General features: G+C 62.5%; 24 protein-coding genes and 1 tRNA gene. 13 read left to right on the forward strand and 12 right to left on the reverse strand.

Going from position 1 to position 26,221, the window contains the following annotated elements; translation table 11 throughout:
* From V1286_RS02805 to V1286_RS02815, 3 genes are all read right to left on the reverse strand, one after another.
* Nucleotides 1-1,638 carry an ABC transporter substrate-binding protein gene (locus V1286_RS02805; protein ID WP_334477431.1) on the reverse strand — a complete coding sequence of 546 codons (1,638 nt, stop codon included), beginning with the start codon at nt 1,636-1,638 and terminating at the stop codon, nt 1-3.
* 86 nt (nt 1,639-1,724) lie between these two features.
* Complete coding sequence (locus tag V1286_RS02810) at nt 1,725-2,543, reverse strand: sugar phosphate isomerase/epimerase family protein (protein ID WP_334489511.1); 819 nt, start codon at nt 2,541-2,543, stop codon at nt 1,725-1,727.
* A gap of 418 nt (nt 2,544-2,961) precedes the next feature.
* A complete protein-coding gene (locus tag V1286_RS02815) occupies nt 2,962-3,564 on the reverse strand; it encodes a TetR/AcrR family transcriptional regulator (protein WP_108522931.1) in 603 nt (200 codons plus the stop codon).
* 199 nt (nt 3,565-3,763) lie between these two features.
* On the opposite strand from V1286_RS02815, the gene V1286_RS02820 reads away from it, so the two are divergent.
* Together V1286_RS02820 and V1286_RS02825 are read left to right on the forward strand one after the other, a co-directional pair.
* Nucleotides 3,764-5,011, forward strand: a complete 1,248-nt coding sequence (locus V1286_RS02820; protein ID WP_334477432.1) for an efflux RND transporter periplasmic adaptor subunit — start codon at nt 3,764-3,766, stop codon at nt 5,009-5,011.
* Between the two features lie 23 nt (nt 5,012-5,034).
* The gene (locus tag V1286_RS02825; RefSeq protein WP_334477434.1) at nt 5,035-8,226 is read left to right on the forward strand and encodes an efflux RND transporter permease subunit; all 3,192 of its coding nucleotides are present in this window, start codon (nt 5,035-5,037) and stop codon (nt 8,224-8,226) included.
* Nucleotides 8,227-8,637: 411 nt separating this feature from the next.
* On the opposite strand, the gene V1286_RS02830 is transcribed toward V1286_RS02825, so the two are convergent.
* From V1286_RS02830 to V1286_RS02840, 3 genes are all read right to left on the reverse strand, one after another.
* A tRNA-Val gene (locus tag V1286_RS02830) sits at nt 8,638-8,712 on the reverse strand.
* Nucleotides 8,713-8,864: 152 nt separating this feature from the next.
* Nucleotides 8,865-10,142: a coiled-coil domain-containing protein gene (locus tag V1286_RS02835; protein ID WP_334477435.1), complete on the reverse strand. Its 1,278-nt coding sequence runs from the start codon at nt 10,140-10,142 to the stop codon at nt 8,865-8,867.
* 128 nt (nt 10,143-10,270) lie between these two features.
* Nucleotides 10,271-10,906, reverse strand: a complete 636-nt coding sequence (locus V1286_RS02840) for a DUF1134 domain-containing protein (protein ID WP_334477436.1) — start codon at nt 10,904-10,906, stop codon at nt 10,271-10,273.
* 111 nt (nt 10,907-11,017) lie between these two features.
* On the opposite strand from V1286_RS02840, the gene V1286_RS02845 reads away from it, so the two are divergent.
* Nucleotides 11,018-11,524, forward strand: coding sequence for a YHS domain-containing (seleno)protein (locus tag V1286_RS02845; RefSeq protein ID WP_334477438.1), 507 nt, complete (start codon nt 11,018-11,020; stop codon nt 11,522-11,524).
* A 118-nt stretch (nt 11,525-11,642) separates the two neighbouring features.
* Here V1286_RS02845 and cysQ read toward each other — a convergent pair whose 3' ends face one another.
* Nucleotides 11,643-12,458: a 3'(2'),5'-bisphosphate nucleotidase CysQ gene (cysQ, locus tag V1286_RS02850; protein WP_334477440.1), complete on the reverse strand. Its 816-nt coding sequence runs from the start codon at nt 12,456-12,458 to the stop codon at nt 11,643-11,645.
* 150 nt (nt 12,459-12,608) lie between these two features.
* On the opposite strand from cysQ, the gene chpT reads away from it, so the two are divergent.
* The 6 genes from chpT (at nt 12,609) to V1286_RS02880 (ending at nt 19,304) form a co-directional block, all read left to right on the forward strand.
* Complete coding sequence (gene chpT, locus V1286_RS02855; RefSeq protein ID WP_108522925.1) at nt 12,609-13,256, forward strand: histidine phosphotransferase ChpT; 648 nt, start codon at nt 12,609-12,611, stop codon at nt 13,254-13,256.
* A 217-nt stretch (nt 13,257-13,473) separates the two neighbouring features.
* On the forward strand, nt 13,474-16,248 hold the full coding sequence (locus tag V1286_RS02860) for a hybrid sensor histidine kinase/response regulator (protein ID WP_334477441.1): 2,775 nt from the start codon (nt 13,474-13,476) through the stop codon (nt 16,246-16,248).
* Between the two features lie 35 nt (nt 16,249-16,283).
* Nucleotides 16,284-16,754, forward strand: a complete 471-nt coding sequence (locus V1286_RS02865) for a chemotaxis protein CheW (protein ID WP_334390203.1) — start codon at nt 16,284-16,286, stop codon at nt 16,752-16,754.
* A gap of 56 nt (nt 16,755-16,810) precedes the next feature.
* Nucleotides 16,811-17,176 (forward strand): response regulator, encoded by a 366-nt coding sequence (locus tag V1286_RS02870; RefSeq protein WP_108517399.1) that lies wholly within the window; start codon nt 16,811-16,813, stop codon nt 17,174-17,176.
* An 83-nt stretch (nt 17,177-17,259) separates the two neighbouring features.
* On the forward strand, nt 17,260-18,429 hold the full coding sequence (locus V1286_RS02875; protein ID WP_334477442.1) for a protein-glutamate methylesterase/protein-glutamine glutaminase: 1,170 nt from the start codon (nt 17,260-17,262) through the stop codon (nt 18,427-18,429).
* Nucleotides 18,426-19,304 carry a CheR family methyltransferase gene (locus V1286_RS02880; protein WP_334477443.1) on the forward strand — a complete coding sequence of 293 codons (879 nt, stop codon included), beginning with the start codon at nt 18,426-18,428 and terminating at the stop codon, nt 19,302-19,304. The genes V1286_RS02875 and V1286_RS02880 overlap by 4 nt, the downstream gene beginning before the upstream one ends.
* A 35-nt stretch (nt 19,305-19,339) precedes the next feature.
* Here the strand turns inward: V1286_RS02880 and V1286_RS02885 are convergent, their stop codons facing one another.
* The 4 genes from V1286_RS02885 to V1286_RS02900 form a co-directional block, all read right to left on the reverse strand.
* A complete protein-coding gene (locus V1286_RS02885; protein WP_334477445.1) occupies nt 19,340-20,497 on the reverse strand; it encodes a glutathionylspermidine synthase family protein in 1,158 nt (385 codons plus the stop codon).
* A gap of 4 nt (nt 20,498-20,501) precedes the next feature.
* Entirely contained in the window at nt 20,502-20,906 is a 405-nt protein-coding gene (locus V1286_RS02890; protein WP_334477447.1) for a hypothetical protein, read from the reverse strand.
* 2 nt (nt 20,907-20,908) lie between these two features.
* On the reverse strand, nt 20,909-21,313 hold the full coding sequence (locus tag V1286_RS02895) for a DUF350 domain-containing protein (RefSeq protein ID WP_334477449.1): 405 nt from the start codon (nt 21,311-21,313) through the stop codon (nt 20,909-20,911).
* 257 nt (nt 21,314-21,570) lie between these two features.
* Entirely contained in the window at nt 21,571-22,158 is a 588-nt protein-coding gene (locus V1286_RS02900) for a DUF4126 family protein (protein ID WP_334477450.1), read from the reverse strand.
* 271 nt (nt 22,159-22,429) lie between these two features.
* Between V1286_RS02900 and V1286_RS02905 the strand changes: the two genes are divergently transcribed.
* The 4 genes from V1286_RS02905 (at nt 22,430) to V1286_RS02920 (ending at nt 25,178) form a co-directional block, all read left to right on the forward strand.
* On the forward strand, nt 22,430-23,584 hold the full coding sequence (locus V1286_RS02905; protein WP_334477451.1) for a DUF937 domain-containing protein: 1,155 nt from the start codon (nt 22,430-22,432) through the stop codon (nt 23,582-23,584).
* A gap of 252 nt (nt 23,585-23,836) precedes the next feature.
* A complete protein-coding gene (locus V1286_RS02910) occupies nt 23,837-24,151 on the forward strand; it encodes an ArsR/SmtB family transcription factor (RefSeq protein WP_108517384.1) in 315 nt (104 codons plus the stop codon).
* On the forward strand, nt 24,148-24,507 hold the full coding sequence (locus tag V1286_RS02915; protein ID WP_334477453.1) for an SRPBCC family protein: 360 nt from the start codon (nt 24,148-24,150) through the stop codon (nt 24,505-24,507). The genes V1286_RS02910 and V1286_RS02915 overlap by 4 nt, the downstream gene beginning before the upstream one ends.
* A 47-nt stretch (nt 24,508-24,554) precedes the next feature.
* Entirely contained in the window at nt 24,555-25,178 is a 624-nt protein-coding gene (locus V1286_RS02920) for an ATP-dependent Clp protease proteolytic subunit (protein WP_334477454.1), read from the forward strand.
* Between the two features lie 278 nt (nt 25,179-25,456).
* Here the strand turns inward: V1286_RS02920 and ctrA are convergent, their stop codons facing one another.
* A complete protein-coding gene (gene ctrA, locus V1286_RS02925) occupies nt 25,457-26,158 on the reverse strand; it encodes a response regulator transcription factor CtrA (RefSeq protein WP_016848562.1) in 702 nt (233 codons plus the stop codon).
* Nucleotides 26,159-26,221: the final 63 nt, after the last annotated feature.

Genomic DNA, 26,221 nt, shown 5'->3' on the forward strand with positions numbered 1-26,221 from the left:
TCAGACCTCGAAATTGCCGGCGCGGAAATCCATCGCGAAGGCTGGCGCAGCCTTCCATTTGATTGACTTCGGCTTGGCGGTGAAGACCGCGTTCTGATGCAGCACCGTGTAAGCGGGGTCTTCGCGCTCGCAGATTTCCAGCATGCGGCGGAAGGCCTTCCTGCGTGCGGGGCGATCGGTCGAGGTTTCCAGGAATTCCGAGAGCGTATTGACTTCGGCGTTGGCGTATTCGCCGATCTGCTGCTGCTGGCCGTTCGGTCCGTGCTGCGCGACGATGGAAGAAACCGGATCGTTGAACGGCGCGGAGTTGGACCAGTCACGCACCGCGCGTGTGTTGGAGCGCTCCATGATCTGGGTCCAGTTCTCCTTGGTCTCGATCTGGACGTTGAGTCCGACGGCCTTCCACATCTCAACGAGGATCTGCGCAGTCGCCACCTGGTTGGTGTAGTAGTTGTTGAGCAACCGGTATGGAATCGCGTCGCCCTTGTAGTTCGCCTGCTTCAGGAGACCCTGTGCCAGGGCCGGATCGTATTCCGGAACCGTCCAGTCGGCCTGGAACATGTCGGCGTAGTACTCCCATTGCAGGCCACGCGGCACACGCGTGCGTCCGGACCAAAGGCTGTCGACGATTGCCTGGCGGTCGATCGCGTGGGTGAAGGCGCGGCGCACCAGCGGATTGGCGAGCTGCGGATGATTCTTGTCGAACACGGTCAGGCGGTGGTTGAGGATCGTGCCGCCCTGAACCTCGAAGCCAGCATTCTTCTCGATGTCGACAATCTGGTCCGGCGGAATGTCGCAGGCGAACTGATAGTCGCCGGAAATGAGTCCGTTGACGCGGCTCGAGACTTCCGGAACCTCGACGAACCGGATGCGCTTCAGCGGCGGCCGGCCGCCCCAGTATTCGTCGTGGGCCTCCAGCGTCAGCGACACGTCGGGTTTGAACTCGACAACCTTGTAAGGACCTGTCGTGACCGGCTTGCGCGCCCAGTCGAGGTAGCTCGCGGCCGCTTCCCAGCCGCGCCGGCTCAGGATGTTGGAGCCGTAACGGGACAGGCGGCCTTCCAGCGTTACATCCGGCGTCGCATTGACGAAGCGCACCGTGTATTTATCCACGGCGTCGACGCGCAGGAGATCCGGCCAGATGCGGCGGGCCGCGGCAGAGACTTCAGGCGGCAGTTCCTTACCGGGCCGGGGCGTCGGGATCTGTTCGAACGCCTTGATCGTCGTTCGATTCTTGGCCTCGGTGCTGCCGAACATGCGCTCACGGCCGAAGCTGAACACGACGTCCTCGGCCGTCATCTCGTCGCCATTGTGAAACTTCACGCCCGGACGCAGCTTTAACTCGACGGTCTGGTCGTCGATGCGGCGCCATTCGGTGGCGAGGCCCGGAACTGTTTCCAGGCTGCCGCGCCAGTTCTTTCCGATCAGCGCTTCCCACAGCGAGGAGAAGAACACGCGTTCCCCGACGTTGGACTGTTCGCGCAGCACATCGAGGGTGTTCGAATTGGTGACCTTCTGCACCGCGATCGTGATCGTCGGCCGGCTGTCAGCCTGGCCAATCGCGAAGCGCGGCAGCAACAGCGTGCCGGCTGCGGCGGCGCCGAGGCCGACGATCGAACGGCGGGAGGGGCGTATCATGGACTTCTCCTTCTCAGACAAAGCGAGCCGATATTCCGCGCACGAGACCCGGGTGCAACGCGCCCCCAGGCCGCGTGGCCGTCGCGTCAGACCACCAGTCCCAACGCTTCGAGATGCGCTGCGCCTGCGCGGATGTTGGTCTGGTCCTTCACCTCAATGATCAGGCGCGGACGGGATGAAAGACGGCCCAGCGCGCGAAAGACCGCCGGCCAGCCGATGTTGCCTTCACCGGGAAGCCAGTGCCGATCCGCATAGCCATCGGTGTCCTGGAGATGGACATGGGCAAGTGCGTCGCCGGCGGCATCGACGTAGAAATCGGCAGGCGGAGCGCCGGTGGAGCCGTGCGCGTAGTTTGCGTGGCCGGTATCCAGCGAGACGCGCACGGCCGGACTTGCGAAACTATTCGCGAGCTGAACGCGGTCCATTGGATCCTTATCCTCGATGTTTTCAATGACGAGTTCGCAGCCGAAGCCTTCGGCGCGTTTCACAACATCCCCGAGCGTCGCGTGGACCCGCTCGATGACGCGCGTGCGGGCGCCCGGATTAATATCGAGATTGTTGTAATCCCAGGTCGAGTAGGGCGAATGGATGACCATCTGTGTTGCGCCGAGTGCCTCGCAAACCTCGAGCCCCTGAAGCAAACGCTTGGTGACGACCGCGCGGATCAGCGGATCCTGGCTGTCGATCTTGAAGCCCCAGAAAGGCCCGTGAATGCCGAGCCGGCCTTCATAGCCATCGAGAAGCTTGCGGATCAACTCAACGCGTGCGCGCCAGTCGCCGTCGAGCGTCTCCGCCTCGAAGAAATCCTGGATCTCGAGGTCGCGTTGTCGTTCGAGAATCCAATTGCGGTGCAAGGCGAGAGTCGTGCTGGTCAACGCGGCGCCAACTACCGGGAGATCGGACAAGGCGGGCATCGTAAACTCCACAAGCGGCGCAATCTGCTGTCAATATGACCGGCTATAAGCAAAGCATGACGTGCGCATGACTAAATGGAGTGCTTGGGCTCTATCGGAATTCTGCGTGCGGGAGTGTCTCTTCGCGGTCGGCACGCGCGCAACGTTGCCCCCGTGTGCCTTTCGCAACTGAGCCTTCCGAGAAGGCTGCCTTCCTCATTTGGAAACAACCGCCAAGCTATTGAAATTGCTAGACGGCGTTTAATCAGCGGGTTGCCCCGTCGCAGTCGAACTAATTGCGGCGGTTCGCAAGGTTAGCCCACAGGCGAGCCTGCGGTCTGCCATCGCCGAAGCGGCTTCCGCCAACCCCAACGATAAGCGCTCGCCATCGGTGCTGTTACGTCGATAGCGCCCCGCAATCGGCCTTCCTTCAGGAGTTGGTCGACTGCTGTTCAATCGCGTTGACGGACACGGTCGCCACTTGTCGCAACGCCTCGCGATCGGCGCCTGATGATGCCATCACGCCCATGCCTACGGATACTGCGGAAAGATAGCGCGCCAAGGCTACTGGATCGGCGGTTTCCTTGAGGTCACCCTCGCGCTTCGCTCGGATGAAACGCTCGCGTACCTGATCCTCGGTCAATGCGCGGCGCGCGGCGAGTTCGAAGGGGACATTCTCCGAGCCCGTCCCGCAAGCAAGACCTCCTTGCACCAGCAGACAACCGGGTGGGTTGGCAGGATCAGTTTGGGTGTCCGCGATGCCCATCAGCATCCTTTCCGCGACGTCGCGAGCGGACGGCGCCGCCAAGACCTCGTCCATCCAAGCAGCGCGTTTGGCCGAGTATCGGTCGAGGGCAGCTTTCAGCAACCCCTCCTTGTTGCCGAATGCGGCATAGAGACTTGGAGGATTGATGCCCATGGCATCGGTGAGTTGCGCGATGGTCGCGCCTTCGTAGCCGTGCCGCCAAAACACTTCCATCGCTTGATCCAACGCAGATCCGGCGTCGAACTCGCGGGGACGTCCCATGGCCATTTCGTTACTCCCTCGAACCGGACGTCTGTCTGAATCTGCGTCCTGCGGCTCTATCTATTTGTTTTTATTTGATTTATTTAAGCTTTCCGCGTTTCTCGAATTCAGGCTACAGTTTTCGTAGTGTCTGATACATAAGTATCTTGCGAAACCGCGTCCAGCTCCACATCTGTAGCGAACACTACAATTATGGAGCGCGCAAATGCCCCCCTTTTCCGACACCCGCCGTCCAGGTCGATTCCGAAGCATCGTCTTCGGCGTTGTGATCCTGGGCGCCGCTGTTGCTGCCGGCTCGACGCTGACCGGTCGCTACTTTCAAAATCCCGCCCAGGCGACCCAAAACGTTGCCGCGGCTGAACCCGCGGTTGCGGTCACGGTGGCAGTGGTCGAGCCGCGCCAGACCAGCCTGTGGGACGATTTCTCCGGGCGCCTGGAAGCTGTCAACCGGGTCGAGCTCCGCCCACGGGTTGCAGGTGCGATCCAATCGACCAATTTCACCGAGGGGGAACTGGTGAAGGCGGGCGATTTGCTGTTCAAGATCGATCCCGCGCCTTACGCGGCGGAGGTCGACAAGGCCCAGGCCCAGCTTGAAGCCGCCAAGGCGCGTGTGGTCTTCACCGCTGGCGAGCTCGAACGCGCCGCGCAGCTTGTCGGCAATAACGTCGTGACCCGGCGGGACTATGATCAGCGCGACAACGCAAATCGCGAAGCCATCGCCAATGTGAAGGCGGCCGAAGCGACGCTGCAAACCGCCAAGCTCAATTTTGGCTACACCGAAGTGCGCGCGCCCGTCGACGGACGGGTCGGCAAGATCGAGGTGACGGTCGGCAATCTCGTTGCGGCCGGAACTTCATCGCCGGTGTTGACATCGCTGGTTTCGGTCAATCCGATCTACGCCAGTTTCGATGCCGACGAAGACGTCGTGTTGCGCGCTATCGGTTCAATCGCCGATGCCGGCGGCAAGCGCGGCAAACTCGATCAAATTCCGGTAGAGATGTCGACGTCTTCGGGCGCCACCCTCAAGGGGCGCATCCAGCTGATCGACAACCAGGTCAACGGCCAGAGCGGCACCATCCGCGTTCGCGCCACCTTCGACAATGACGATGGCCGGCTGATCCCGGGCCAGTTCGCGCGGGTGCGGATGGGCCAGCCGAAGCAGCAGACGCTTGTCATGGTCGACGAGCGCGCGATCGGCACCGATCAGGACAAGAAATTCGTGATGGTCATAAGCTCGGACAATCGTGCGCTCTATCGCCCGATCACGCTCGGCGGCAGCGTCGAAGGGCTTCGCGTCGTCACCTCAGGCCTGAAATCGGGAGATCGCGTCGTGGTCAATGGCCTGCAACGGCTGCGTCCTGGCGCGCTCGTGAAAACGGAAGTGGCCGAGATGGGCGTGCGTGGTTCGCAGCGCGCCTCCACGGACGATAACCAACACGTCGCGCAGCGCTAAACGCTTGCGCAGGGGCACAATTCATGAATTTCTCCAAATTCTTCATCGACCGGCCGATCTTCGCGGGCGTCTTGTCGGTATTGATTTTTCTTGCCGGCCTGATTTCGCTGATGGCGATGCCGATCTCGGAATATCCCGACGTCGTGCCGCCCTCGGTGGTGGTGCGCGCGACCTATCCCGGCGCCAATCCAAAAGTTATCGCCGAGACGGTTGCGACACCGATCGAGGAGCAGATCAACGGTGTCGAGGGCATGCTCTACATGGCAAGCCAGGCGACGACCGACGGCGCGATGACGCTGACGGTGACCTTCCGGCTCGGCACCGACCCGGACAAGGCCCAGCAACTGGTGCAAAACCGCGTGCAGCAGGCTGAGCCGCGGCTACCGGCCGTGGTCCGGCAGCTCGGCATCATCACCAAGAAGAGCTCGCCCGACCTGACTATGGTCGTGCATCTGCTGTCGCCGAACAACCGTTACGACATGACGTATTTGCGGAACTACGCCGTGCTCAACGTCAAGGACCGGCTGGCGCGCATCGATGGCGTCGGCGACGTCCAGCTTTACGGCGCCGGCGATTATTCGATGCGGGTCTGGGTCGACCCGCAAAAAGCTTCCGAGCACGGCCTGACTGCCAACGACATCGTCAAGGCGATCCAGGCGCAGAACGTCGAGGCGGCGGCCGGCGTGGTCGGCGGCTCGCCCAGCGTCAAGGGCCTTGATCTCCAGCTTTCTGTCAACGCCGAAGGCCGCCTCAACACCGAAGAGCAGTTCGGCGACATCGTCGTCAAGACGGGGGGGCGCGGCGAGGTGACGCGGTTGCGCGAAGTCGCGCGCATCGAACTCGGCGCATCGGAATATGGCCTGCGCTCGCTGCTTGACAACAAGCAGGCGGTGGCGATCCCGATCTTCCAGGCGCCGGGATCCAACGCGCTGCAGATATCGGACAACGTCCGCGCGACAATGGCCGAGATCAAGAAGAACATGCCGGAAGGCGTCGAATACCAGATCGTCTACGACCCGACCCAGTTCGTGCGCTCGTCGATCGAAGCGGTGATTCACACGCTGCTCGAGGCGGTCGCGCTGGTCGTGCTTGTCGTGATCCTGTTCCTGCAAACCTGGCGGGCGTCGATCATCCCGCTATTGGCAGTGCCGGTGTCGATCGTCGGCACGTTTGCGGTCATGCACGTGTTCGGCTTCTCGATCAATGCGCTCAGTCTGTTCGGCCTGGTGCTCGCGATCGGCATCGTGGTCGACGACGCCATCGTCGTGGTCGAGAACGTTGAGCGCAACATCGAAGGCGGCCTGTCGCCGCGGGACGCGACGTATCAGGCCATGAAAGAAGTGTCGGGGCCGATCATCGCAATCGCAATGGTCTTGATCGCGGTATTCGTGCCGCTGGCCTTTATCAGTGGTCTGACTGGACAGTTCTACAAGCAATTCGCGCTGACGATTGCGATCTCGACCGTGATCTCGGCGGTCAATTCGCTGACCTTGTCTCCGGCGCTTGCGGCGCTGCTCTTGAAGGGGCACAACGATCCCAAAGACAAGCTCACCCTCGTCCTCGACAAGGCGCTCGGCTGGTTCTTCCGCGGCTTCAACAAGGTCTTCACGCGTTCGTCCGACAGCTACAGTCGCAGCGTGACAAAGGTGATCTTCGCCAAGTCCGTTGTCATCGGTGTCTATATTCTGCTGGTCGGCGCCACCGCTGTGCTGTTCAAACAGGTGCCGAGCGGCTTCGTACCCGGGCAGGACAAGCAATATCTGGTCGGCTTTGCGCGGCTGCCGGACGGCGCGACGCTGGACCGGACCGAGGAAGTGATCCGCAAGATGAGCGACATCGCGCTGACCCAGCCCGGCGTGCAAAGCTCGGTGGCGTTTCCGGGACTGTCGATCTCCGGCTTCACCAACTCCTCCAATGCGGGCATCGTATTCTCGACGCTGAAGCCGTTCGAGGAGCGCAAGGATCCCTCGCTCAGCGGTAATGCCATTGCTGCCGAGCTTAATAAGAAATACGCGGGAATTCAGGAGGCGTTCATCGCCATATTCCCACCGCCGCCGGTCAACGGTCTCGGCACCATCGGTGGCTTCAAGCTCCAGATCGAGGATCGCGCGGGGCTCGGCTATGAGGCACTCAATGAGACGACCAAGGCCTTCATGGCGGCGCTCTCCAAAGCGCCCGAGATTGCCGGAGCGTTCTCAAGCTTCCAGGTCAACGTGCCGCAACTGTTCGCCGACGTTGACCGCACCAAGGCGCTGCAGCTCGGCGTTCCCGTGACGGAAGTATTCAACACCCTGCAGATCTATCTGGGCTCGTTCTACGTCAACGACTTCAACAAGTTCGGCCGGACCTATTCGGTCTATGTCCAGGCCGACGCGCCGTTCCGCGCGCGGGCGGACGACATCCGCCAATTGAAGGTTCGCTCCGCATCCGGCGACATGGTGCCATTATCGGCGCTCCTGAAGATTCGCCAAAGCGCAGGTCCTGAACGCGCCATCCGCTACAACGGCTTCCTGTCGTCGGACGTCAACGCTGCCGCGGCGCCTGGTTTTTCGTCCGGACAGGCCCAGGAAGCGGCCACGCGCATTGCGGCCGAAACGCTACCGCCCGGATTCGCCTTCGAATGGACCGACCTGACCTACCAGGAGTTCATCGCGGGCAATTCCGGCCTGTGGGTATTTCCGCTGGCGATCCTGCTGGTGTTCCTGGTGCTGGCCGCGCTCTATGAAAGCCTCACGCTGCCGCTGTCGATCCTCATGATCGTGCCGATGGGTTTGCTGGCCGCGATGTTCGGCGTCTGGCTGTCCAAGGGCGACAATAACGTGTTTACCCAGATCGGCCTGATCGTGCTGGTAGGCCTGTCGGCCAAGAACGCGATTCTGATTGTCGAATTCGCGCGCGAACTCGAATTTGCCGGCCGTTCGCCGATCCGCGCCGCAATCGAGGCCAGCCGCCTGCGGCTGCGTCCGATCCTGATGACTTCGATGGCGTTCATCATGGGCGTGCTGCCGCTGGTGCTGTCTACCGGTGCGGGCTCGGAGATGCGACGTGCCATGGGCGTCGCTGTGTTCTCGGGCATGATCGGCGTCACTATCTTCGGCCTGTTCTTGACGCCGGTGTTCTACGTGCTGCTGCGTACCCTTACGGGCATGAAGCCACTGACTCATCACGGCGCCGAAGCAAGCGGTGCACACGCCGAGGGATTGGGGCACGGGTAGCCCAGCGCCTCCTCGTTGGGCGAGCCGTTGTCATAGAGGAGGCAAGGGATCAAGAGGAGCCGAAGCTCACTGTGCCTTTATCTTCATGCCTTCGGCCGGTTGAAATCCATAACGCGACAGAAACATTCGAATGGTCTCCGACAACGAGATTCTCGGGGCAATTTCGAAGTCGCCGAACCGATCGCCGTCAGGTGGAGCGAACTCTCCAGTTCTATTAGTCGTGTCGCATTACGATGTTGCCGAAACGGATGTCGTCGTAATGGATCAGCCAAGTTTCTTAAGTGGCGTCGGGATCGCATCGGCGGTGAGCGATTTTTGGCGACCGTGCTGAAGTGCCCCCCATTGTGCCCTGGGTTGTTCGGGGCACACCCTAGGGAGTTGATCCATTACATCGTTGATTACAAAGGAGAATGGTGGACGCACAAGGGATCGAACCTTGGACCTCTCCCGTGTGAAGGGAACGCTCTCCCGCTGAGCTATGCGTCCGGGAACGGCGAAAACGAGGGCCGTCAGAGCCCGCGATTTACGAAGTGCGGGCCCTCAGTGTCAAGCGATAGTCAGGCCGCGCCGTAGCGTTTTCAAGCGAAGTGGGCACCGGTTTGCGACAAGAAAACGCGTCAGAACAAAAATTGGGCGAATTACGCCCCCTGCTGGCGGGCCCGCGAAGCGTGTGACTGCAGCGCGCGGATGCGCTCTGCCAGCGTCCCGCCGCCTTCCGAGACGGCTGCGGCCCCGGTGACGTCGTTGGCGGGGGCCGGGGTTTTTGGCACGGCCGGTTCCGCGGCCAGCATGGCCTCGATCGCCGAATTCGGGCCCTCGAGCTGCATGGCGAGTTTTGCGACCTCGGCGGCGATGTCGTTGATGCGCTCACGCAGCAGCGCGTTTTCCATCCGCTCGGTCTGCCACGAGCTTTCGGCCTGCTGCTGGATGGCGTTGATGTCACGCTGCAGCTTGGCGCGCTCGTCGCGGGCGATACGAAGCTGCTCCTCGACGGCGGCCTTCTCGCTGCGCAATTTCTCGACGACCGGCGACTTGCCGCCATTCGTCGCCGCGATCTCCGCGCGCAGTTCGCGTGCCGCGCGTTCGGCGTTTTCGTTCGTCTGCCTGAGCTGATTGTTTTCGTATTCCCGTTCGGCAAGGATCTTGCCTTGCGTCGCCAGCCGCGCTTCGAGGTCGTTGACGCGGTTGCCGAGCATCTCGGCTTCCTTGACCTGCACGATCAATTGCCGGTCGAGATCGGTGACGCGCTGGCTCAGGTTTTCGACGCGGCTGCGCGCTTCGCTCAGTTCGTGCGTCGCGCGCTCGGAGTCGGCGCGCTCCTGGGCGAGGCGGGTCTGCGTCGTCGAAAATTCCTTTTCGGCATCGCCGACGCGGCCCTTCAGTTGCTCGATCTGCGTGCGCACCGCGACCAACTCGACCTGGCGGCTGTCCGCCGTCATCGCACGATCATTCAATTCGTGATTGATCCTGGCGAGCTCGGCCTGCTTGTCGGTCAGCGCCTGTTCGGCGCTGCGCAAAAGTTCGGTCTTGGCCGCGAATTCCTCTTCGGTGGCGCGCAACTGCTCCTTCACCGCCTTCTCGCGCGCTTCGAGCGAAAAGATCGTGGCGTTCTTTTCGCCGAGCTCGATCTTCATGCGGTTGATCGCGTCGCTCTTCTTGCCGAGTTCGGCGAGCTGGCTCGTGGTCTTGTTCTTGAGCTGCTCGACGTTCATTTCGAGCCGTCGCGCCGACATCGCGAATTCCGCGCGCAGCTGATCCTTGTCGGCCTGGATCTCGGCCATCGACAGCGGGGTTGCCGCCTCGAGCCGCCGCGTCGTCAGGCGCACCGCACGGTTATGCACCAGCGGCACGATCATCAGACCGAACAGCATGGAGACCAGAAAACCGATCGCCAGATACATGATCGGCTCGATCATGGATGGTCACTCCACACAGACAAGGATTCGTTAATCACAATGCCACGCCGCGCCGGGGCAACGCCAGCCCATTGCCGCGTTAACCTGAATCGACCGGACGAGTTGCGTGTGGATATCCGGCAACCGGCTCAGAATGGGTTCCAGGTCGCGCGCGGGGTATATTTGAGATAGCCGACGTTGGCGCCGAGCCTAAGCCCGATGCCGGAACGGATCGGCACCAGCACGATGTTGTTGGCGGTGAGCGCGGTCATGCCGAAGCCGCCGACGATATAGGCGGAGCCGTCGATGCCGACGAAGCGCTGATAGATCGCGTTGGTGGCGGGCAGGTTGTAGACCAGCGTCATGGTGCGCGCGCCGTCGCCGCCCCAGTCGAAGCCGACCGACGGCCCCTGCCAGTAGACCCGCAGATCGCCGGCGTTCTTGGTGTAGAGCGTGCCTTCGCCATACCGCAGGCCTGCCACAAAAGCGCCCGAGCCTTCCTCGCCGAGCACATAGCCGTTGGGAAGGCCCCATTGGCTGACCGCGCGCTCGATGACCGAGGCAAGCCCGCGCGAGACGTTGCCGAAGAACTTGTGCCCGGCCGAAACCAGTTCGTCGGGTCCAAAGGTCTCGGGCCCCGCCTGGCGTTGCGGCGGCGGATAGGGTCCCGGCGGCGGCTGCTGTTGCGGATATGGTGCCTGCTGCGGCTGCTGTGCGGAAGCCTGCACGGTCCAGCACATCAGCGCGGCGAACGTCACCGCGGCAAGGCGTGAAGCAAACGTCATGAAAGAACCCCTGGCATCGAAATTCTGGCCGCCGCCTTAACCTGACGCCAACAGCATGGCTCTAGGTTGCGCCCAGTGTCCCCTCGACTCGCAATGTTATCGGCACCAACTATGACGGCACAACGGCAGGAAAGATACGGTTCACGCCTCGGAATAGCCCTTTTTGCCTTATTGGCAGGCTTTTTTGCTGCGCTCAGCCTTGATTCCGCCGCGTGGGCCGCGACCACCGAGCGGGTGGTCGTAAACCGCTATTCCGGACTCGCCATTGAGGGCTTCGATCCCGTCGCCTATTTCACCGAATCCATGGCAGCCCAGGGGTTGCCCGATTTCGAGGCCCGCGAAGCCGGCGCCGTCTGGCGTTTCCGCAACGAGGGCAATCGCGCTTCTTTCGTGGCGCATCCGGAAATCTACGGGCCCCAGTTCGGCGGCTATGACCCGGTCGATCTGGGACGAGGGGTCACCTATGCGGGCAACCCGCGCTTTTGGGTGGTCGCGGGCCAGCGGCTCTATCTATTCGGCCGCGAGGAGAACCGCGATGCGTTCGCCACCGAGCCGGCGCGCTTCCTGAAAGACGCCACGGCGCGCTGGCCAGCGTTGGAGCGCGGGCTCGCGCAGTAGCGAGCGATTGTAGCCCGGGCGAGCGCAGCGACCCCGGGGCGGTGCCGGCCAAATCGAATATCCGTTGGTTTTGTTACCACCGCTCCCGGGGTCGCTGCGCTCGCCCGGGCTACGAAACTCAAACCGCCTTCGGATCGCCCCAGGCGATGAATTCCGGAACGATAAAGTCCTTTCGCGCCGTGCCGAATACCAGCGCCGCACCGTTTGAATCCGTGATCCTGCCGCCGGCCGCCGTAACGACCGCATGGCCCGCCGCCACGTCCCATTCCGAAGTCGGCGACAGCCGGGGATAGATATCGACGCAGCCTTCGGCGACCCGGCCGAATTTTACCGCCGAGCCGAGCTCGCACCGTACTGCACCCGGCCTTGCCGCAATGAAGGCTTCGGTCCTGGCATCGCCATGCGAGCGGCTGACCGCAACCGTCCACGGCTGGCCGCGCCGCGGGCAGAGGCGGGTGCGAACCGGCTCGATCAGCGGCTTGCCCTTGCCAAGCGTCAGCCGTTCCGCGCCACGGCCGACGATGCCGCGCCAGATCAGCCCGAGCGCGGGCGCGCTGACGATGCCGAGCAGCGGCGTCCCGTGGGTTACGAGCGCCAGATTGACGGTGAATTCGTTGCGGCCGGCGACGAATTCCTTGGTGCCGTCCAGCGGGTCGATCAGGAAGAAACTTTCCTGATAGGGCAAGGTGGCCTGCTCGGCGCGCTCTTCCGACAGCGACGGTATGTCGGGCGCCACCTGGGCAAGGCCTTCGGCGATGATTCGGTCGGCCGCCAGATCGGCCTCCGTTACCGGCGAGCCGTCGGTCTTGCCGTCGACCTTCATGGCGGAACGGTTGACGGCGAGGATGGCCGCACCCGCCCGGATCACGATGTCGGTCAGCGGTTCGATCAGCGTCGCGGCGGTATCGCGGTCGTGTGGACGTGCCTCATTCATGGCTTAAGCCTATTTGCCGTTCGTCCTGCCTTACCATTGCCGCCCCGTGCTGGCAGCACGGGCCTGCGCAGTGTATCAAATCGATAAGCACGCGTGATTCGTAACTGCCCGCCAGCAATTTGCGACCAGGCGGCTTTCCAGGAACCCATGATGTCTGGCACTTCGTCTCCCGGTCCTGCTCCCGATGCCCTCGAACTTGCGGCGCTGTTGTGTTCGCGAGTCTGTCACGATCTCATCAGCCCGGTTGGCGCCATCGTCAATGGGCTTGAGGTGCTGGACGACAACCCGAAGCCCGAAGACCGCGATTTCGCGCTCGATCTGATCCGCAAGAGCGCCAAGACCGCCTCCGCACGGTTGCAGTTCTGCCGCCTGGCGTTTGGAGCGGCGGGATCGGCGGGCGCGCAGATCGATCTCGGCGATGCCCAGACCATGGCGCGCGGCCACATCGAGGACGGCAAGATCACCATCACATGGAATCTGCCGCGGCTGTTGCTGCCGAAGAACCGCGTCAAGCTGCTGTTGAACATGCTGATCATTGCGCAGCAGACGATCCCGCGCGGCGGTACGCTGACGATCGATCCGATCGGCGACGGCGAGACGATGAGTTTTCGCGTGACCTCGGCCGGCCTGAACGCCCGCCTGCCGCAGAACATCGCCGATCTCTTGAGCGTGAATTCGACGGCATCCGTCGATGCGCATGCGGTGCAGCCTTACTATACGCGGCTGCTGGCGCAGGCCTGCGGGCTCAGCGTGACGCTTGCGCCCGACGGGGAAAAAGTGGTCGTCACCGCGGCCTGAAGCGTGGCCTAGGCGCAAACCCTGAACGCGTTTAGGCGCGATCATGGTTAACCAAGTGTTGAAATCAGGCGGCAGATTTCATTTCTGCCGCCTTATCTCTTTGTTGATCCCGTTCTTTTCCATTTGAGCAACCAATATTAAACGCTTTGCATAGAAGCTGGCCTTGTTCGGTAAGGCACGTCGATGTCGCGTGCCGGTGCGTACGAAGGCCAGTTTCATGGATGACTTGTTGCGGGAGTTCCTGACCGAGACCAGCGAGAGCCTGGATACGGTCGATAATCAGTTGGTGCGGTTCGAGCAGGACCCGAGCGACGCGAAGATCCTCGATAACATCTTCCGGCTGGTCCACACCATCAAGGGCACCTGCGGCTTCCTGGGTCTGCCGCGGCTGGAAGCGCTGGCCCATGCCGGCGAAACGCTGATGGGCAAATTCCGCGACGGCATGCCGGTCAAGGCCGAAGCCGTGACGCTGATCCTGTCCTCGATCGACCGCATCAAGGAAATCCTCGCCGGCCTCGAGGCCACCGAGACCGAACCCGAAGGCACCGACGAAGACCTGATCGAGAAGCTGCATGCGATGGCCGAAGGCGCCAAGCATGCGGCGGCCGAAGCGCCCGCTCAACCCGCACCTGTCCCCGTGGTCGCCGCATCGCCGGTGCAGCCCGCGATGACGGCGGGCACGCTGGTGGACCAGGTGCTGGAGCGCCCCTTGCGTCCCGGCGAGGTCTCGCTCGACGACCTCGAACGCGCCTTCCGCGAGACCGAGATCGAAGCCGCGCCCGCGCCCAAACCCGCGCCGGCCGCCGTCGCCAAGCCGGCCGCACCGGCGCCCGCCGCCGCCAAGCCGGAAGTCAAGGAAGTCGCCAAGGAAACCGCCAAGGAAACCGCGAAGGCAAAGCCGGCCAAGCGCGCCGCTGTCGCCGACACCGACGTCCAGGAAGCCGACAAGATCGCCAACCAGTCGATCCGCGTCAACGTCGACACGCTCGAACATCTGATGACCATGGTCTCCGAGCTGGTGTTGACGCGCAACCAGCTTTTGGAAATCTCCCGCCGCAACGAGGACACCGAGTTCAAGGTGCCGCTGCAGCGTTTGTCGAACGTCACCGCCGAGCTGCAGGAAGGCGTCATGAAGACGCGGATGCAGCCGATCGGCAATGCCTGGCAGAAGCTGCCGCGCATCGTCCGCGACCTCTCCGGCGAACTCGGCAAGCAGATCGAACTCGAGATGCACGGCGCCGATACCGAACTCGATCGCCAGGTGCTCGACCTGATCAAGGATCCGTTGACGCACATGGTGCGCAACTCCGCCGACCACGGCCTGGAGACCCCGGCCGAGCGCGTCGCCAACGGCAAGGGCGAGCAGGGCACCATCCGGCTGTCCGCCTATCACGAGGGCGGCCACATCATCATCTGCATCGCCGATAATGGCCGCGGGTTGAACACCGAGCGGATCAAGGCCAAGGCGCTGCAGAACGGTCTCGTCAGCGAGGCCGAGCTGGAGAAGATGACCGAAGCCCAGATCCACAAGTTCATCTTTGCGCCGGGCTTCTCAACGGCTGCCGCCGTCACCTCGGTCTCCGGCCGCGGCGTCGGCATGGACGTGGTGCGCACCAATATCGACCAGATCGGCGGCACCATCGACATCAAGTCGGTGGCCGGCGAGGGTTCTTCCGTCACCATCAAGATCCCGCTGACGCTGGCCATCGTCTCGGCCCTGATCGTGGAAGCCGCCGGCGACCGCTTTGCGATCCCGCAATTGTCCGTGGTCGAACTGGTGCGGGCGCGCGCCAACTCCGAACACCGCATCGAGCGCATCAAGGACACCGCGGTCCTGCGGTTGCGCAACAAGCTGTTGCCGCTGATGCACCTGAAGAAGCTCTTGAAGATCGACGATGGCTCGTCAAGCGACCCCGAGAACGGCTTCATCGTGGTGACGCAGGTTGGCAGCCAGACCTTTGGCATCGTGGTCGACGGCGTGTTCCACACCGAAGAAATCGTGGTCAAGCCGATGTCCACAAAGCTGCGGCACATCGACATGTTCTCCGGCAACACCATCCTGGGCGATGGCGCCGTGATCATGATCATCGACCCCAACGGCATTGCCAAAGCGCTCGGCGCCTCCGGCTCCTCGGCCCATGAGCTGGCCGACGAGGCCTCGGCCGCGCATGCGATCGGCGGCGAACAGCTGACCTCGCTGCTGGTGTTCCGCGCCGGCTCGAGCCAGCCCAAGGCGGTGCCGCTCGGCCTCGTCACCCGGCTGGAGGAGATCGCCACCGACAAGATCGAACTCTCCAACGGCCGCCACATGGTGCAATACCGCGACCAGCTGATGCCGCTGGTGCAGATGAAGGGGGTCACCGTCCAGACCCAGGGCTCGCAGCCGATCCTGGTGTTCGCCGACGACGGCCGCTCGATGGGGCTCGTGGTCGACGAGATCATCGACATCGTCGAGGAGCGGCTGCACATCGAGGTCGCTGGCCAGCAGGACGGCATTCTGGGTTCGGCCGTGATCAAGGGCCAGGCGACGGAAGTGATCGACGTCGGCCACTTCCTGCCGATGGCGTTTGCCGACTGGTTCTCGCGCAAGGAGATGCGGGAGTCATCGACGGCGCGATCGGTGCTGCTGGTCGACGACTCCGCGTTCTTCCGCAACATGCTGGCCCCGGTGCTGAAGGCCGCCGGCTACAAGGTGCGGGTCGCCGTCAACGCGCAGGAGGGGCTTTCCGCGCTGCGCTCGGGCCACACCTACGACGTGGTGCTGACCGATATCGAAATGCCGGACATGAACGGCTTCGAGTTCGCCGAAGTGATCCGCGCCGACCACAATCTGAGCACGATGCCGATCATCGCTTTGTCCTCGCTGGTGTCGCCGGCGGCGATCGAGCGCGGACGGCAGGCCGGCTTCCACGATTACGTCGCCAAGTTCGACCGTCCCGGCCTGATCGCGGCGCTCAAGGAACAGACCGCCGAGACCAGTCGCGCGGCATGAACAAGTTCAGCCGGACGGCCTAGGGGTAAACAGTGATGACAACCAAGACCGAGACCATCGAGGGCACCGTGGCCGAATACGTCACCGCCGTGATCGGCGGGCAATTGTTCGGCCTGCCGATTTCGCGGGTACAGGACGTGTTCATGCCGGAACGGCTGACGCGCGTTCCCCTGTCGTCGGCCGAGATCGCCGGCGTGCTCAACCTGCGCGGCCGCATCGTCACCGTGGTCGACATGCGCGCCCGCCTCGGCCTGCCGAAGAACGATGACGGCAAGCCGCCGATGGCGGTCGGCGTCGATCTGCGCGGCGAATCCTACGGCCTCTTGATCGACCAGATCGGCGAGGTCTTGAAACTCCACGATAACGGCCGCGAGGAAAACCCCGTCAATCTCGACCCCCGCATGGCCAAGCTCGCCGGCGGTGTTCACCGTCTCGACGGCCAGCTCATGGTCGTCCTCGACGTCGATCGCGTTCTCGAAATCGTGCCGGACCTGATGGCGGCATGAAGACCGAAGCTGGAACGGAAACATCCCTTTTGGGATTTGGTAATTGGAGGCCTAAAATGAAAACTTGTCTGGTCGTCGATGACTCGAGCGTCATCAGAAAGGTCGCACGCCGCATCCTCGAAGGTCTCGACTTTCAGATCGTCGAAGCCGAGGACGGCCAAAAGGCGCTTGAAGTCTGCAAGCGCGCCATGCCCGAAGCGGTTCTGCTCGACTGGAACATGCCGGTCATGGACGGCTACGAATTCCTCGGCAATCTGCGCCGCATGCCCGGCGGCGACGCGCCCAAGGTGGTGTTCTGCACCACTGAAAACGACGTTGCACACATTGCGCGGGCGCTGCATGCCGGCGCCAATGAGTACATCATGAAGCCGTTCGACAAGGACATCGTCACCGCGAAGTTCCAGGAAGTCGGCCTGCTCTGATTTCGAGCAGGTGATCCCGGCGGCTCGACGGCCTTCGGCGTTGTTTTGTAAGTGTGCCGCTTGAGTTGGGGTCGGGTGAATTAATGAGTGTTGCGTTAACGAGGTCTCCACCGCCAATCTCGACACGGCAAGACAAGCTGCGCGTCATGGTGGTCGACGACTCCGTCGTGATCCGCGGGATGATCTCGCGCTGGATCGGCGCCGAGCCGGACATGGAGGTCTCGGCCTCCCTGCGCACCGGTCTCGACGCCGTCAACCAGATCGAACGCATCAAGCCCGACGTTGCCGTGCTCGATATCGAAATGCCGGAGCTCGACGGCATTTCGGCGCTGCCGCAACTCCTGGCGAAAAAACGCGACCTCGTCATCATCATGGCGTCGACGCTGACCCGCCGCAATGCGGAGATCAGCTTCAGGGCGCTTTCGCTCGGCGCGTCCGACTACATTCCAAAGCCGGAGAGCACGCGCGAGGCCACCGCGGCCGAGACCTTCCACCACGATCTGATTCAGAAGATTCGTCATCTGGGCGCCAGGGCCCGCCGGCGCGCGCAGCCTGCCGCGAGCCCGTCGATGGCGCCGGCCCCTGAGCGGGCACGCGGAGCATTGGCCCAACCGGTCGCCGCGCCGGTTGCGCAGCTGCAGCTGGCGCGCCAGCCCTTCAGCATGCTGGCGCCGCGGGTGCTCCTGATCGGCTCGTCGACCGGTGGCCCGCAGGCCCTGATGACGCTGGTTGCCGACATCGGCCCGGTGATCGATCGTTTTCCGGTGCTGATCACCCAGCACATGCCGCCGACCTTCACCACGATTCTCGCCGAGCATCTGGCGCGCGCGAGCCGCCGGCCGGCGCATGAAGCCGTCGATGGCGAGATCGTCAAGCCCGGCCGGATCTATCTTGCGCCGGGCGGCCGCCACATGCGCGTGGTGCGCCATGGCGCCGAGACTGCGATCGCGCTTGACGACGGGCCGCCGGTGAATTTCTGCAAACCCGCGGTGGACCCGCTGTTCAACTCCGCCATCGACGTCTGGCAGGGCGGCATCATGTCGGTGATTCTGACCGGCATGGGCTCCGACGGCATGCGCGGCGGCAAGGACATCGTCGCCGCCGGCGGCAGCGTGATTGCTCAGGACGAAGCGACCAGCGTGGTGTGGGGTATGCCGGGCGCGGCCACCAATGCAGGTATTTGTGCGGCAGTTCTGCCGCTCAATCAGATCGCGCCAAAACTGGTTCGGTTGTTTTCGGGAGATCGTTCGTGACGCCTTCAGACTATGAGTATCTGCGTAAGCTTCTGAAAGAGCGCTCCGGGCTCGATCTTTCGGCCGACAAGCAATATCTGGTCGAAAGCCGGTTGTTGCCGCTGGCGCGCAAGTCCAGCCTGCCGGGCATTTCCGAACTCGTCGAGAAGATGAAGGGCGGAGCCAACGTGCTGACGGCGGAGGTGGTCGAAGCGATGACCACCAACGAGACGTTCTTCTTCCGCGACAAGATTCCGTTCGATCATTTGCGGGAGACGGTCATCCCGGCGATGGCGCAGGCGCGCGCGGCCCGCCGCTCCTTGCGCATCTGGTGCGCCGCTTCCTCCACCGGGCAGGAGCCGTATTCGATCGCGATGTGCCTGAAGGAAGCAGGTTCCCTGCTGTCGGGCTGGCGCACCGAGATCGTCGCGACCGACCTGTCGCAGGCGGTGCTGGAAAAATCGAAGGCCGGAATCTTCAGCCAGTTCGAGGTGCAGCGCGGATTGCCGATCGGGTTGCTGGTGAAATATTTCACCCAGAACGGCGAACTCTGGCAGATCAATGCCGAGCTCCGCAGCATGGTGCAGCATCGTCAGCTCAACCTTCTGCAGGACTTCTCCCATCTGGGCGTGTTCGACATCGTCTTCTGCCGCAACGTGCTGATCTATTTCGATCAGAATACCAAGACCAACATCTTCGAACGGCTCTCCCGGATGCTGGAGCCCGATGGCGTGCTGGCGCTGGGCGCGGCCGAATCCGTTGTCGGCATCACCAACACCTTCAAGCCCTATCCGGAGCGGCGCGGACTTTATCGTCCGAACATCGCGCCGGTGATACGGGTGGGGGCGTCGACACTGGTGCCGCAAACCCTGCGGGCCGTCGCCGCGGCGCGCTGAGCCTGGTCTTCACCTCGTCCGCTTGCCATGCCGCGCTATACGATCGCGTGCGGCAGGAAGCGTGACGTGTTGCCGGTGATCGGGTTCGCGTCCTCGCGGATCGACAGGCCGCATGGCGTGTGATCGACCAGCCAGCTTCCAAGCACCGGGTATTGGTCGGTGAAGCTCGGCAGCGGCGCTAGAGCCTGCCGGATGAATCCTTCCGCCCCGTACGGGCCTTGCTGTTCCATCAGCGTGGTGCCGGCGCTGACGAGCGCGACATTGGCGCCTTCGCGCGAATAGAGCGGCTTGCGCACGAACGAGGAGCCGAGCATCGACGCCTTCGGATCGTCCTCGAAATAGGCCGGCAGCAAATTGGGGTGCTTCGGAAACATCTCCCAGAGCAGCGGAAGTATGCCCTTGTTGGAGAGGATCGCCTTCCAGGGCGGCTCGATCCAGCGTGTCGGCGCGCTCGACAGTTTTGCGCCGAACGCGTCTTGAAACATCCATTCCCAGGGATAGAGTTTGAAGGCGAGCTCAATTCCGCGATCGTCGACATCGACGAAGCGGCCATCGCCGCCCAGTCCGACATCCTTGATATCCATCAGCGTCGTCTTCAATCCGGCCTGGCTCGCGGTGTCCTGCAGATAGGCCAGCGTGCCGGCATCCTCGGTGTTGTCGGTCATCCCGGCGAGATGCAGATGCTTTGCGCCGCCGTGTTTCTTCCAGGCGTCGATCAGGCGCTCATGGATTGAATTGAACTGGTCGGCGCGCTTCGGGATGATGTTGCGCTCCATCGCCTGTTCGAGCCAGGTCCACTGAAAAACCGCCGCTTCGAAAATCGAGGTCGGTGTATCCGCGTTGTACTCCAGGAGTTTCGCCGGGCTCCAGCCGTCGTAGCTCAGGTCCAGCCGGCCGTAGAGGCTGGCGTCGCGGCGGCGCCAGCTCTCGGACAGCAGCGGCCAGAAGGCTTCGGGTATTTTCAACCGGCGCAGATATTTTTCGTCCTTGATCGCGCGGCCGACCAGTTCGAGGCACATCGCATCGATCTCGCCGGTAGGCGCCTCGATCCGCCGTTCGATCTCGTTCAGCGTGAAGGCGTAATAGGCGCTTTCGTCCCAATAGCGCTCGCCGTTGATGGTGTGAAAAGTGAACCCGACGCCTTCGGCGGTGGCACGCCAGTCGTCGCGCTCTGGGCAGGGGATGCGCTGCATGAATTCAGCCGCCTGAGAAGCCGACGGCGTGGCCGAATGAGCCGAAGCCGCCGCGCTGCGCGCTGTGCGAGCCGGAATCGGAAGTGCCCGAGGACGAATGGCTCGATGACGAATCGCTTGAGTAGTAGCTGCTGCGCGACGAGCTGCCGCTGGAGCCGCTACTGGATGAAGAGCTGCGCGACGAGCACTCGGTATTGCTTTGCTGGTATGGCGGCGAAGCCGCATTCGGCGATGGCTCGCAGTTGCGGCTCGGCATCAACGTGTAGGCGGCGCTGCCGACCGCAACGGTGCCCATTAGCAGCAGCGCAACGTGGCCCGAACGTTTCGCCGGTGCCTGAGCGGGGCGCGGCGATGCCGGCACCGAGACCGGTTTGCGCTTGCCGAAATCCTGGTCTGATTTGTTCGCCATGGTCAGTAGATCATCGAGGCGGCGTTCAGTGCGCCGGCGGCCAGCGAGGCCAGCCCGAGCCAGATCGCGGCGGCGAGTTCGCCGGCCGCAATCCGCTTCGACAGGTTCGGCACCGGAACCCTGACGAGGAAATAGACTGTTATCTGCACGACCACGGCGATCGCGGCCCAGATCATGCAATCCCAGACATTGGCGGAATGGGCGATGGCGCTGACCAGCGGCAGCACAAAGCCGAGCAGGCTCAGGCCCAGCGCGATCGCGGCTGCCGGCTCGTTGGCGCGGATCAGGTCGAACTCATTGTGCGCCGTGACGCGGGTGTAGACGAAGAGGTAGGCGACTACGGCTACGATCGCCGTACAGAAATACACCAGGAACGCCGGAAGCCCGGCAAGGGATTGCAGAACCATTTAATTCGCCCCGACTCGTGCGCTCGATAAGGTTCGCACGATCTGTCAGTCGGCGCATAGGCGCGGCGGGTTCAATTCCAATAAAAACTCCGCCTGGAGCCCGGTTCTGATTGGATCAGAACCGGGCTTCAGATTCTTGTTTTGACGCGTTTTCTTGACGCGAACCGGTGTCCACTTCGCTGGAAAACGCTGTAAACAAAACCCCGCCATTTGCGGCGGGGGTCGCAGATCTTCCATCGCGGCCTTGACGCAGTCGGTTATTCCCTGACCTCAATCTTACCCTTCATCGCCGGGTGCAGGCCGCAGATGTAATCGTAGATTCCTGCATCGGCGAGGGTCAGCTGGGTGGTCTGGCCTTTCAGCGCGATCGACGAGCGCTGCGCCTTGGGGGCGCTCCCGAGTTCGGCGGTCGCAACCGCCGAATTCCCAAGGCCGCCGGTGAAGACGGTGGATTTTGCCCTGAGCATCGCAGTCAAGCCTTGCGTGATGCCGGCAACGCCACCTCCTGCGATGATGGCCGCCGTCCATTTCACCATCGGCGGCAGGTCGGTCATAACAGCGGCGGACACGATCGTTCCTGCGACGACGGCACCGGGCGTCGCCACCGTATCGAGCAGGTTGTCCGCGCCGGGAATGTAGAAAGCGGCGATCTCCACTACGGCTGCCGTGCCGAGCATGATGACGGCGGCTGGTGTGCCGAGCCATGCGAAGCCCTCGTTCAGGCTTGCATGTCCGGCGTAGGTTGCGCCGCTCAGAATTAGCAGCGGCAGGAACAGCCGAAAGCCGGTTGCTGCGGCGAGCCCAATGCCAAGCGCAACCGACAGTGCAATATCCAGGTTCGACATGTGCCGTAAACTCCATCAGCCCCGAGGAAGCTCGAAGGGCAGCGTGAAGGGTCAACGGCAGTCTCGACCGGCGGCGATGCTTCCTCGATACGACATCGCCTGCCATGAACGCCGTTTCAAGTCGTTCGCCGGCTCCCAAATCGTAGCAGCTTTTGTGGAACTCGGATTAGTCCGGGGAGGTAGTAATATAAGGTGATTAAACTTTGGAGATGTAATCCGGATTGCGGACCTACCTGAGTAAGCAACTGCACCCTTGCTCGGGAGGATCGCCATGGCGACGAATTTGATCTCTCTAGTGATGCAATGCCTCACGCCGGACATGATAGCGAAGCTCGCTTCTGCTCTGGACCTTGATCGCAATGTTGCGCAAAAAGCCATCGCGGGTGCGATTCCTGCGCTTCTTGCAAGCTTCGCTGACGTTGCCTCCACGCCCAATGGGGCACGCCAGCTCACCAACACGCTGACACAGCAATCCGGGTCGCTTGAGAGCCTCAAGAATCTCATCGGCGGTTCCGGCCAGAACTCGCTGGCGGAAACGGGGTCGAACATGCTTTCGGGCCTGTTCGGTGGCGGAACGCTGGACACAATGGCGCAGACGATAGGCAAGTTCGCGGGGATCGGCGAGGGTACCAGCAAGTCGATGCTCAGCATGCTTGGCCCTGTGGTCCTTGGTGCGTTGGCTCAGCAGCAACGCAGCACGGGTCTCGACGCAAGCGGGCTGGTGTCTCTTCTCACTTCACAGAAGGATCAGATCGCCGCGGCAATACCGTCGGGTCTCGCCGGTCAGTTGAGTGCCGAGGGTCTCATCGACAGAGCGACTGGAGGCTTGCGCAGCGGCGCGGAGGCGGCCAGCGCGGCTGGCGGCCGAATTGCAGAGGCTTCTGAGCGGACCGTTTACCAGGCTGGTCAGGCGGCCTCTACGGCGGCCCGTTCAACCGCGGTTTCACAATGGCCGTACTGGCTGGTCGCTGCGGCGGTATTGGGTGGTCTCGTCTGGTTCGCCTTTGGTCGTTCAGGGGAGGACACGGTCGCTCAGGTGTCGCCTTCCACCACGACGCGGAACGCGACCGGAACCGTGGGCCTGGCGCCGACGGATTTGACGGTCGGAGGGATGAATTTGGCGAACCAGATCAACTCGTCGGTTGGTTCCATCAGGACCGTGCTTCCTGGTATCACCGATGCCGCTTCAGCCGAGGCTGCCCTGCCCAAACTAAAGGAAGCAACGGCTCAATTGAATGAGGTGCGCTCCCGCGCAACGCAGCTCTCTCCGGAAGGAAGGAGCACCCTCGTAAAGCTGATTGTGGTCGCGACACCCACGATCAACCAGATGTGTGACAAGGTGCTGGCGACGCCCGGCGCCGGCGATGTTGCGAAGCCGGCGATTGAAGAGCTTCGCGGCAAGCTCGACGCGCTCGCACGCTCCTGAATGTCAGAACGTCGTGCCGTCCGGCCTGTGGGGCCGCGCGTGATGGCCTGAAAACAAAATTCGCGAACAGCAAACCGGCTGAAATGAAAGGCATCGCCTCCGATCGGGGAGGCGATCGCATCCGTATTAACGGGCGTGGGCGCCGCGCAAATGGCGGTCAAGGCGCGGGCGGTCAAAGCGTGCTCATCAGTCAATCTAACCGACCATTTCTTGGTGCTTGCGAATTAGATAAGTGTGTGCTTATGTGTTGGCATGATCCAGAACGACATCTTCAAGGCTCTGGCCGATCCGACCCGCTGCGCAATCTTCGAGAAACTGGCGAATGGCAGCATGAACGCCAGTGCCTTGCGGGAGGGTATGACGATCAGCCAACCAGCCATGTCCCAACACCTCTCGGTTCTGCGCAACGCAAGGCTGGTGCGGGAACAACGGCAGGGCCGTTTCGTGAACTACGAGGTCGATCCAGACGGCTTGGCGCTCATAGCCGGATGGCTGGCGAAGTATCGCTCCTACTGGCCCGCGCGCATCGACGCTTTGAAAGCCTTGCTGAAGGATATGGACCAATGAACGACATGGAGGCCGAGGGGCAGACGAAAGACCTGGTGCTCGAATACGAACTCGACGCGCCACCTGAAAAAGTCTGGCGGGCGATTAGCATTCCCGCGTTTCGTGAGAAATGGCTACCGAAAGGAGAACTGGCTGATACTGAACCAGTCTCTTCGGCGCCGGGTGAGGAAATTTGCTACATAATGCGGGACGACGAACCGCCCTTTCTCGAAAGCGTGGTGACGTTTCAGGTCACGCCTAATGCCGTGGGCGGCACCAGACTGAAAATCATTCACGGGCTGGCAGACGCACGACTGGAGCGTCATCTGCCAAGGGCGGCGAACAACAATTGGACCTGCCTCATGCTCGCCGCCTGACGCCTCCGCCCCGCCAAAGACATTTCTGGAAGAAAAGGAATTCGCCGATGCGCGAAGCGATGCAGCTCGTCCCTATGGTCATCGAACAATCCAGCCGTGGCGAACGCTCTTTCGATATCTATTCCCGCCTGCTTCGCGAGAGGATCATCTTCCTGAACGGCGAGGTGAACGACACTGTGTCTGCTCTCGTCTGCGCGCAGTTGTTGTTCCTGGAGGCCGAAAATCCCAAGAAGCCGATCCAACTGTATATCAACTCGCCCGGTGGTGTCGTTACCAGTGGCCTCGCGATGTACGATACTATGCAATATGTCCGCGCGCCGGTTCATACGCTCTGCATGGGGACGGCCCGCTCAATGGGGTCGTTTCTGTTGATGGCAGGCGAACCTGGCGAGCGTGCCGCCTTGCCCAACGCCAGCATTCTTGTCCACCAACCGTCGGGCGGTTTCCAGGGGCAGGCGTCGGACATGCTCATCCATGCCGAAGAAATCCTGCGAACCAAGCAGCGCATGACGCGGCTCTACGCCGAGCATTGCGGACGGACCTATGAGGAGTTCGAGCGTGCGATGGACCGCGACCGTTTCATGACGGCGGAAGAAGCTTTGGAATGGGGTCTGATCGATCGGCTTCTCACGGAGCGGGAGGCCAGCCCGGAGCGCGAGGTCGGCGTATGAGTCCCCGGTTGTGCCGCTGGTCCAACAACGCAACCGACTTCCGCCACGCGTCTAGAGCCTCTTCCGTTCCGATTGAATCGGAACGGGGCTCTAGATTCTTGTTTTGACGCGTTTTCTTGACGCGAACCGGTTTCCACTTCGCTGGAAAACGCTACGGGACTTCGAAGCCGCGATCATCCCGACACGCCGCAGAGCCAACTGCCCAAACAAAAACCCCGCCGTTTGCGGCGGGGTTCTGTCGGGAGGAGTGAGCCGTGCGGCTCGCCCTAAACCCCTGGTCAGGCGGGGATGCGCTCGTCCGCCTCGTGTGGCTCGCGCAGCACGTAGCCGCGGCCCCACACGGTTTCGATGAAGTTGCGGCCTTCGGAGGCGTTCGCCAGCTTTTTGCGCAGCTTGCAGATGAAGACGTCGATGATCTTCAGCTCGGGCTCGTCCATGCCGCCATAGAGGTGGTTAAGGAACATTTCCTTGGTTAGGGTGGTTCCCTTGCGGAGCGAGAGCAGCTCCAGCATCTGGTATTCCTTGCCCGTCAGGTGCACGCGCTGGCCGCCGACTTCGACTGTCTTGGTGTCGAGATTGACGACGAGATCGCCGGTCTGGATGACCGACTGGGCGTGGCCCTTGGAACGGCGCACGATCGCATGGATGCGGGCAACCAGTTCGTCCTTGTGGAAGGGCTTGGTCATGTAGTCATCGGCGCCGACGCCGAGGCCCTTGACCTTATCCTCGATGCCGGCGAGGCCGGAGAGGATCAGAATGGGGGTCTTGATCTTCGAAACCCGGAGCTGCTTGAGCACGTCGTAGCCGGACATGTCGGGCAGGTTGAGGTCGAGAAGGATAATGTCGTAGTCATAGAGCTTACCGAGGTCGACGCCTTCTTCCCCGAGGTCCGTCGTATAGACGTTGAAACTCTCGGATTTGAGCATCAACTCGATCGACTGCGCGACAGCGCTGTCATCTTCAATCAGCAAAACGCGCATGCCAGTCCCCTTTAGTCCGCCGCTCCGGGCGTCAGGTCGGCCGCACTTGCGGCACTCAAAACG

The organism is Bradyrhizobium algeriense, from assembly GCF_036924595.1.
In the GTDB taxonomy this organism is placed as follows: domain Bacteria; phylum Pseudomonadota; class Alphaproteobacteria; order Rhizobiales; family Xanthobacteraceae; genus Bradyrhizobium; species Bradyrhizobium algeriense.

Excerpts from the sequence above, each read along its gene's own strand:
- chpT (WP_108522925.1), top strand. The coding sequence starts at position 12,609 with ATGTCTGGCACTTCGTCTCCCGGTCCTGCTCCCGATGCCCTCGAACTT.
- cysQ (WP_334477440.1), bottom strand. The coding sequence starts at position 12,458 with ATGAATGAGGCACGTCCACACGACCGCGATACCGCCGCGACGCTGATC.
- V1286_RS02885 (WP_334477445.1), bottom strand. The coding sequence starts at position 20,497 with ATGCAGCGCATCCCCTGCCCAGAGCGCGACGACTGGCGTGCCACCGCC.
- V1286_RS02840 (WP_334477436.1), bottom strand. The coding sequence starts at position 10,906 with ATGACGTTTGCTTCACGCCTTGCCGCGGTGACGTTCGCCGCGCTGATG.
- V1286_RS02900 (WP_334477450.1), bottom strand. The coding sequence starts at position 22,158 with ATGTCGAACCTGGATATTGCACTGTCGGTTGCGCTTGGCATTGGGCTC.
- V1286_RS02865 (WP_334390203.1), top strand. The coding sequence starts at position 16,284 with ATGACAACCAAGACCGAGACCATCGAGGGCACCGTGGCCGAATACGTC.
- V1286_RS02820 (WP_334477432.1), top strand. The coding sequence starts at position 3,764 with ATGCCCCCCTTTTCCGACACCCGCCGTCCAGGTCGATTCCGAAGCATC.
- V1286_RS02905 (WP_334477451.1), top strand. The coding sequence starts at position 22,430 with ATGGCGACGAATTTGATCTCTCTAGTGATGCAATGCCTCACGCCGGAC.
- V1286_RS02915 (WP_334477453.1), top strand. The coding sequence starts at position 24,148 with ATGAACGACATGGAGGCCGAGGGGCAGACGAAAGACCTGGTGCTCGAA.
- V1286_RS02875 (WP_334477442.1), top strand. The coding sequence starts at position 17,260 with ATGAGTGTTGCGTTAACGAGGTCTCCACCGCCAATCTCGACACGGCAA.
- V1286_RS02920 (WP_334477454.1), top strand. The coding sequence starts at position 24,555 with ATGCGCGAAGCGATGCAGCTCGTCCCTATGGTCATCGAACAATCCAGC.
- V1286_RS02860 (WP_334477441.1), top strand. The coding sequence starts at position 13,474 with ATGGATGACTTGTTGCGGGAGTTCCTGACCGAGACCAGCGAGAGCCTG.
- V1286_RS02805 (WP_334477431.1), bottom strand. The coding sequence starts at position 1,638 with ATGATACGCCCCTCCCGCCGTTCGATCGTCGGCCTCGGCGCCGCCGCA.
- V1286_RS02825 (WP_334477434.1), top strand. The coding sequence starts at position 5,035 with ATGAATTTCTCCAAATTCTTCATCGACCGGCCGATCTTCGCGGGCGTC.
- V1286_RS02895 (WP_334477449.1), bottom strand. The coding sequence starts at position 21,313 with ATGGTTCTGCAATCCCTTGCCGGGCTTCCGGCGTTCCTGGTGTATTTC.
- V1286_RS02845 (WP_334477438.1), top strand. The coding sequence starts at position 11,018 with ATGACGGCACAACGGCAGGAAAGATACGGTTCACGCCTCGGAATAGCC.
- V1286_RS02815 (WP_108522931.1), bottom strand. The coding sequence starts at position 3,564 with ATGGCCATGGGACGTCCCCGCGAGTTCGACGCCGGATCTGCGTTGGAT.
- V1286_RS02890 (WP_334477447.1), bottom strand. The coding sequence starts at position 20,906 with ATGGCGAACAAATCAGACCAGGATTTCGGCAAGCGCAAACCGGTCTCG.
- V1286_RS02910 (WP_108517384.1), top strand. The coding sequence starts at position 23,837 with ATGATCCAGAACGACATCTTCAAGGCTCTGGCCGATCCGACCCGCTGC.
- V1286_RS02870 (WP_108517399.1), top strand. The coding sequence starts at position 16,811 with ATGAAAACTTGTCTGGTCGTCGATGACTCGAGCGTCATCAGAAAGGTC.
- V1286_RS02835 (WP_334477435.1), bottom strand. The coding sequence starts at position 10,142 with ATGATCGAGCCGATCATGTATCTGGCGATCGGTTTTCTGGTCTCCATG.
- ctrA (WP_016848562.1), bottom strand. The coding sequence starts at position 26,158 with ATGCGCGTTTTGCTGATTGAAGATGACAGCGCTGTCGCGCAGTCGATC.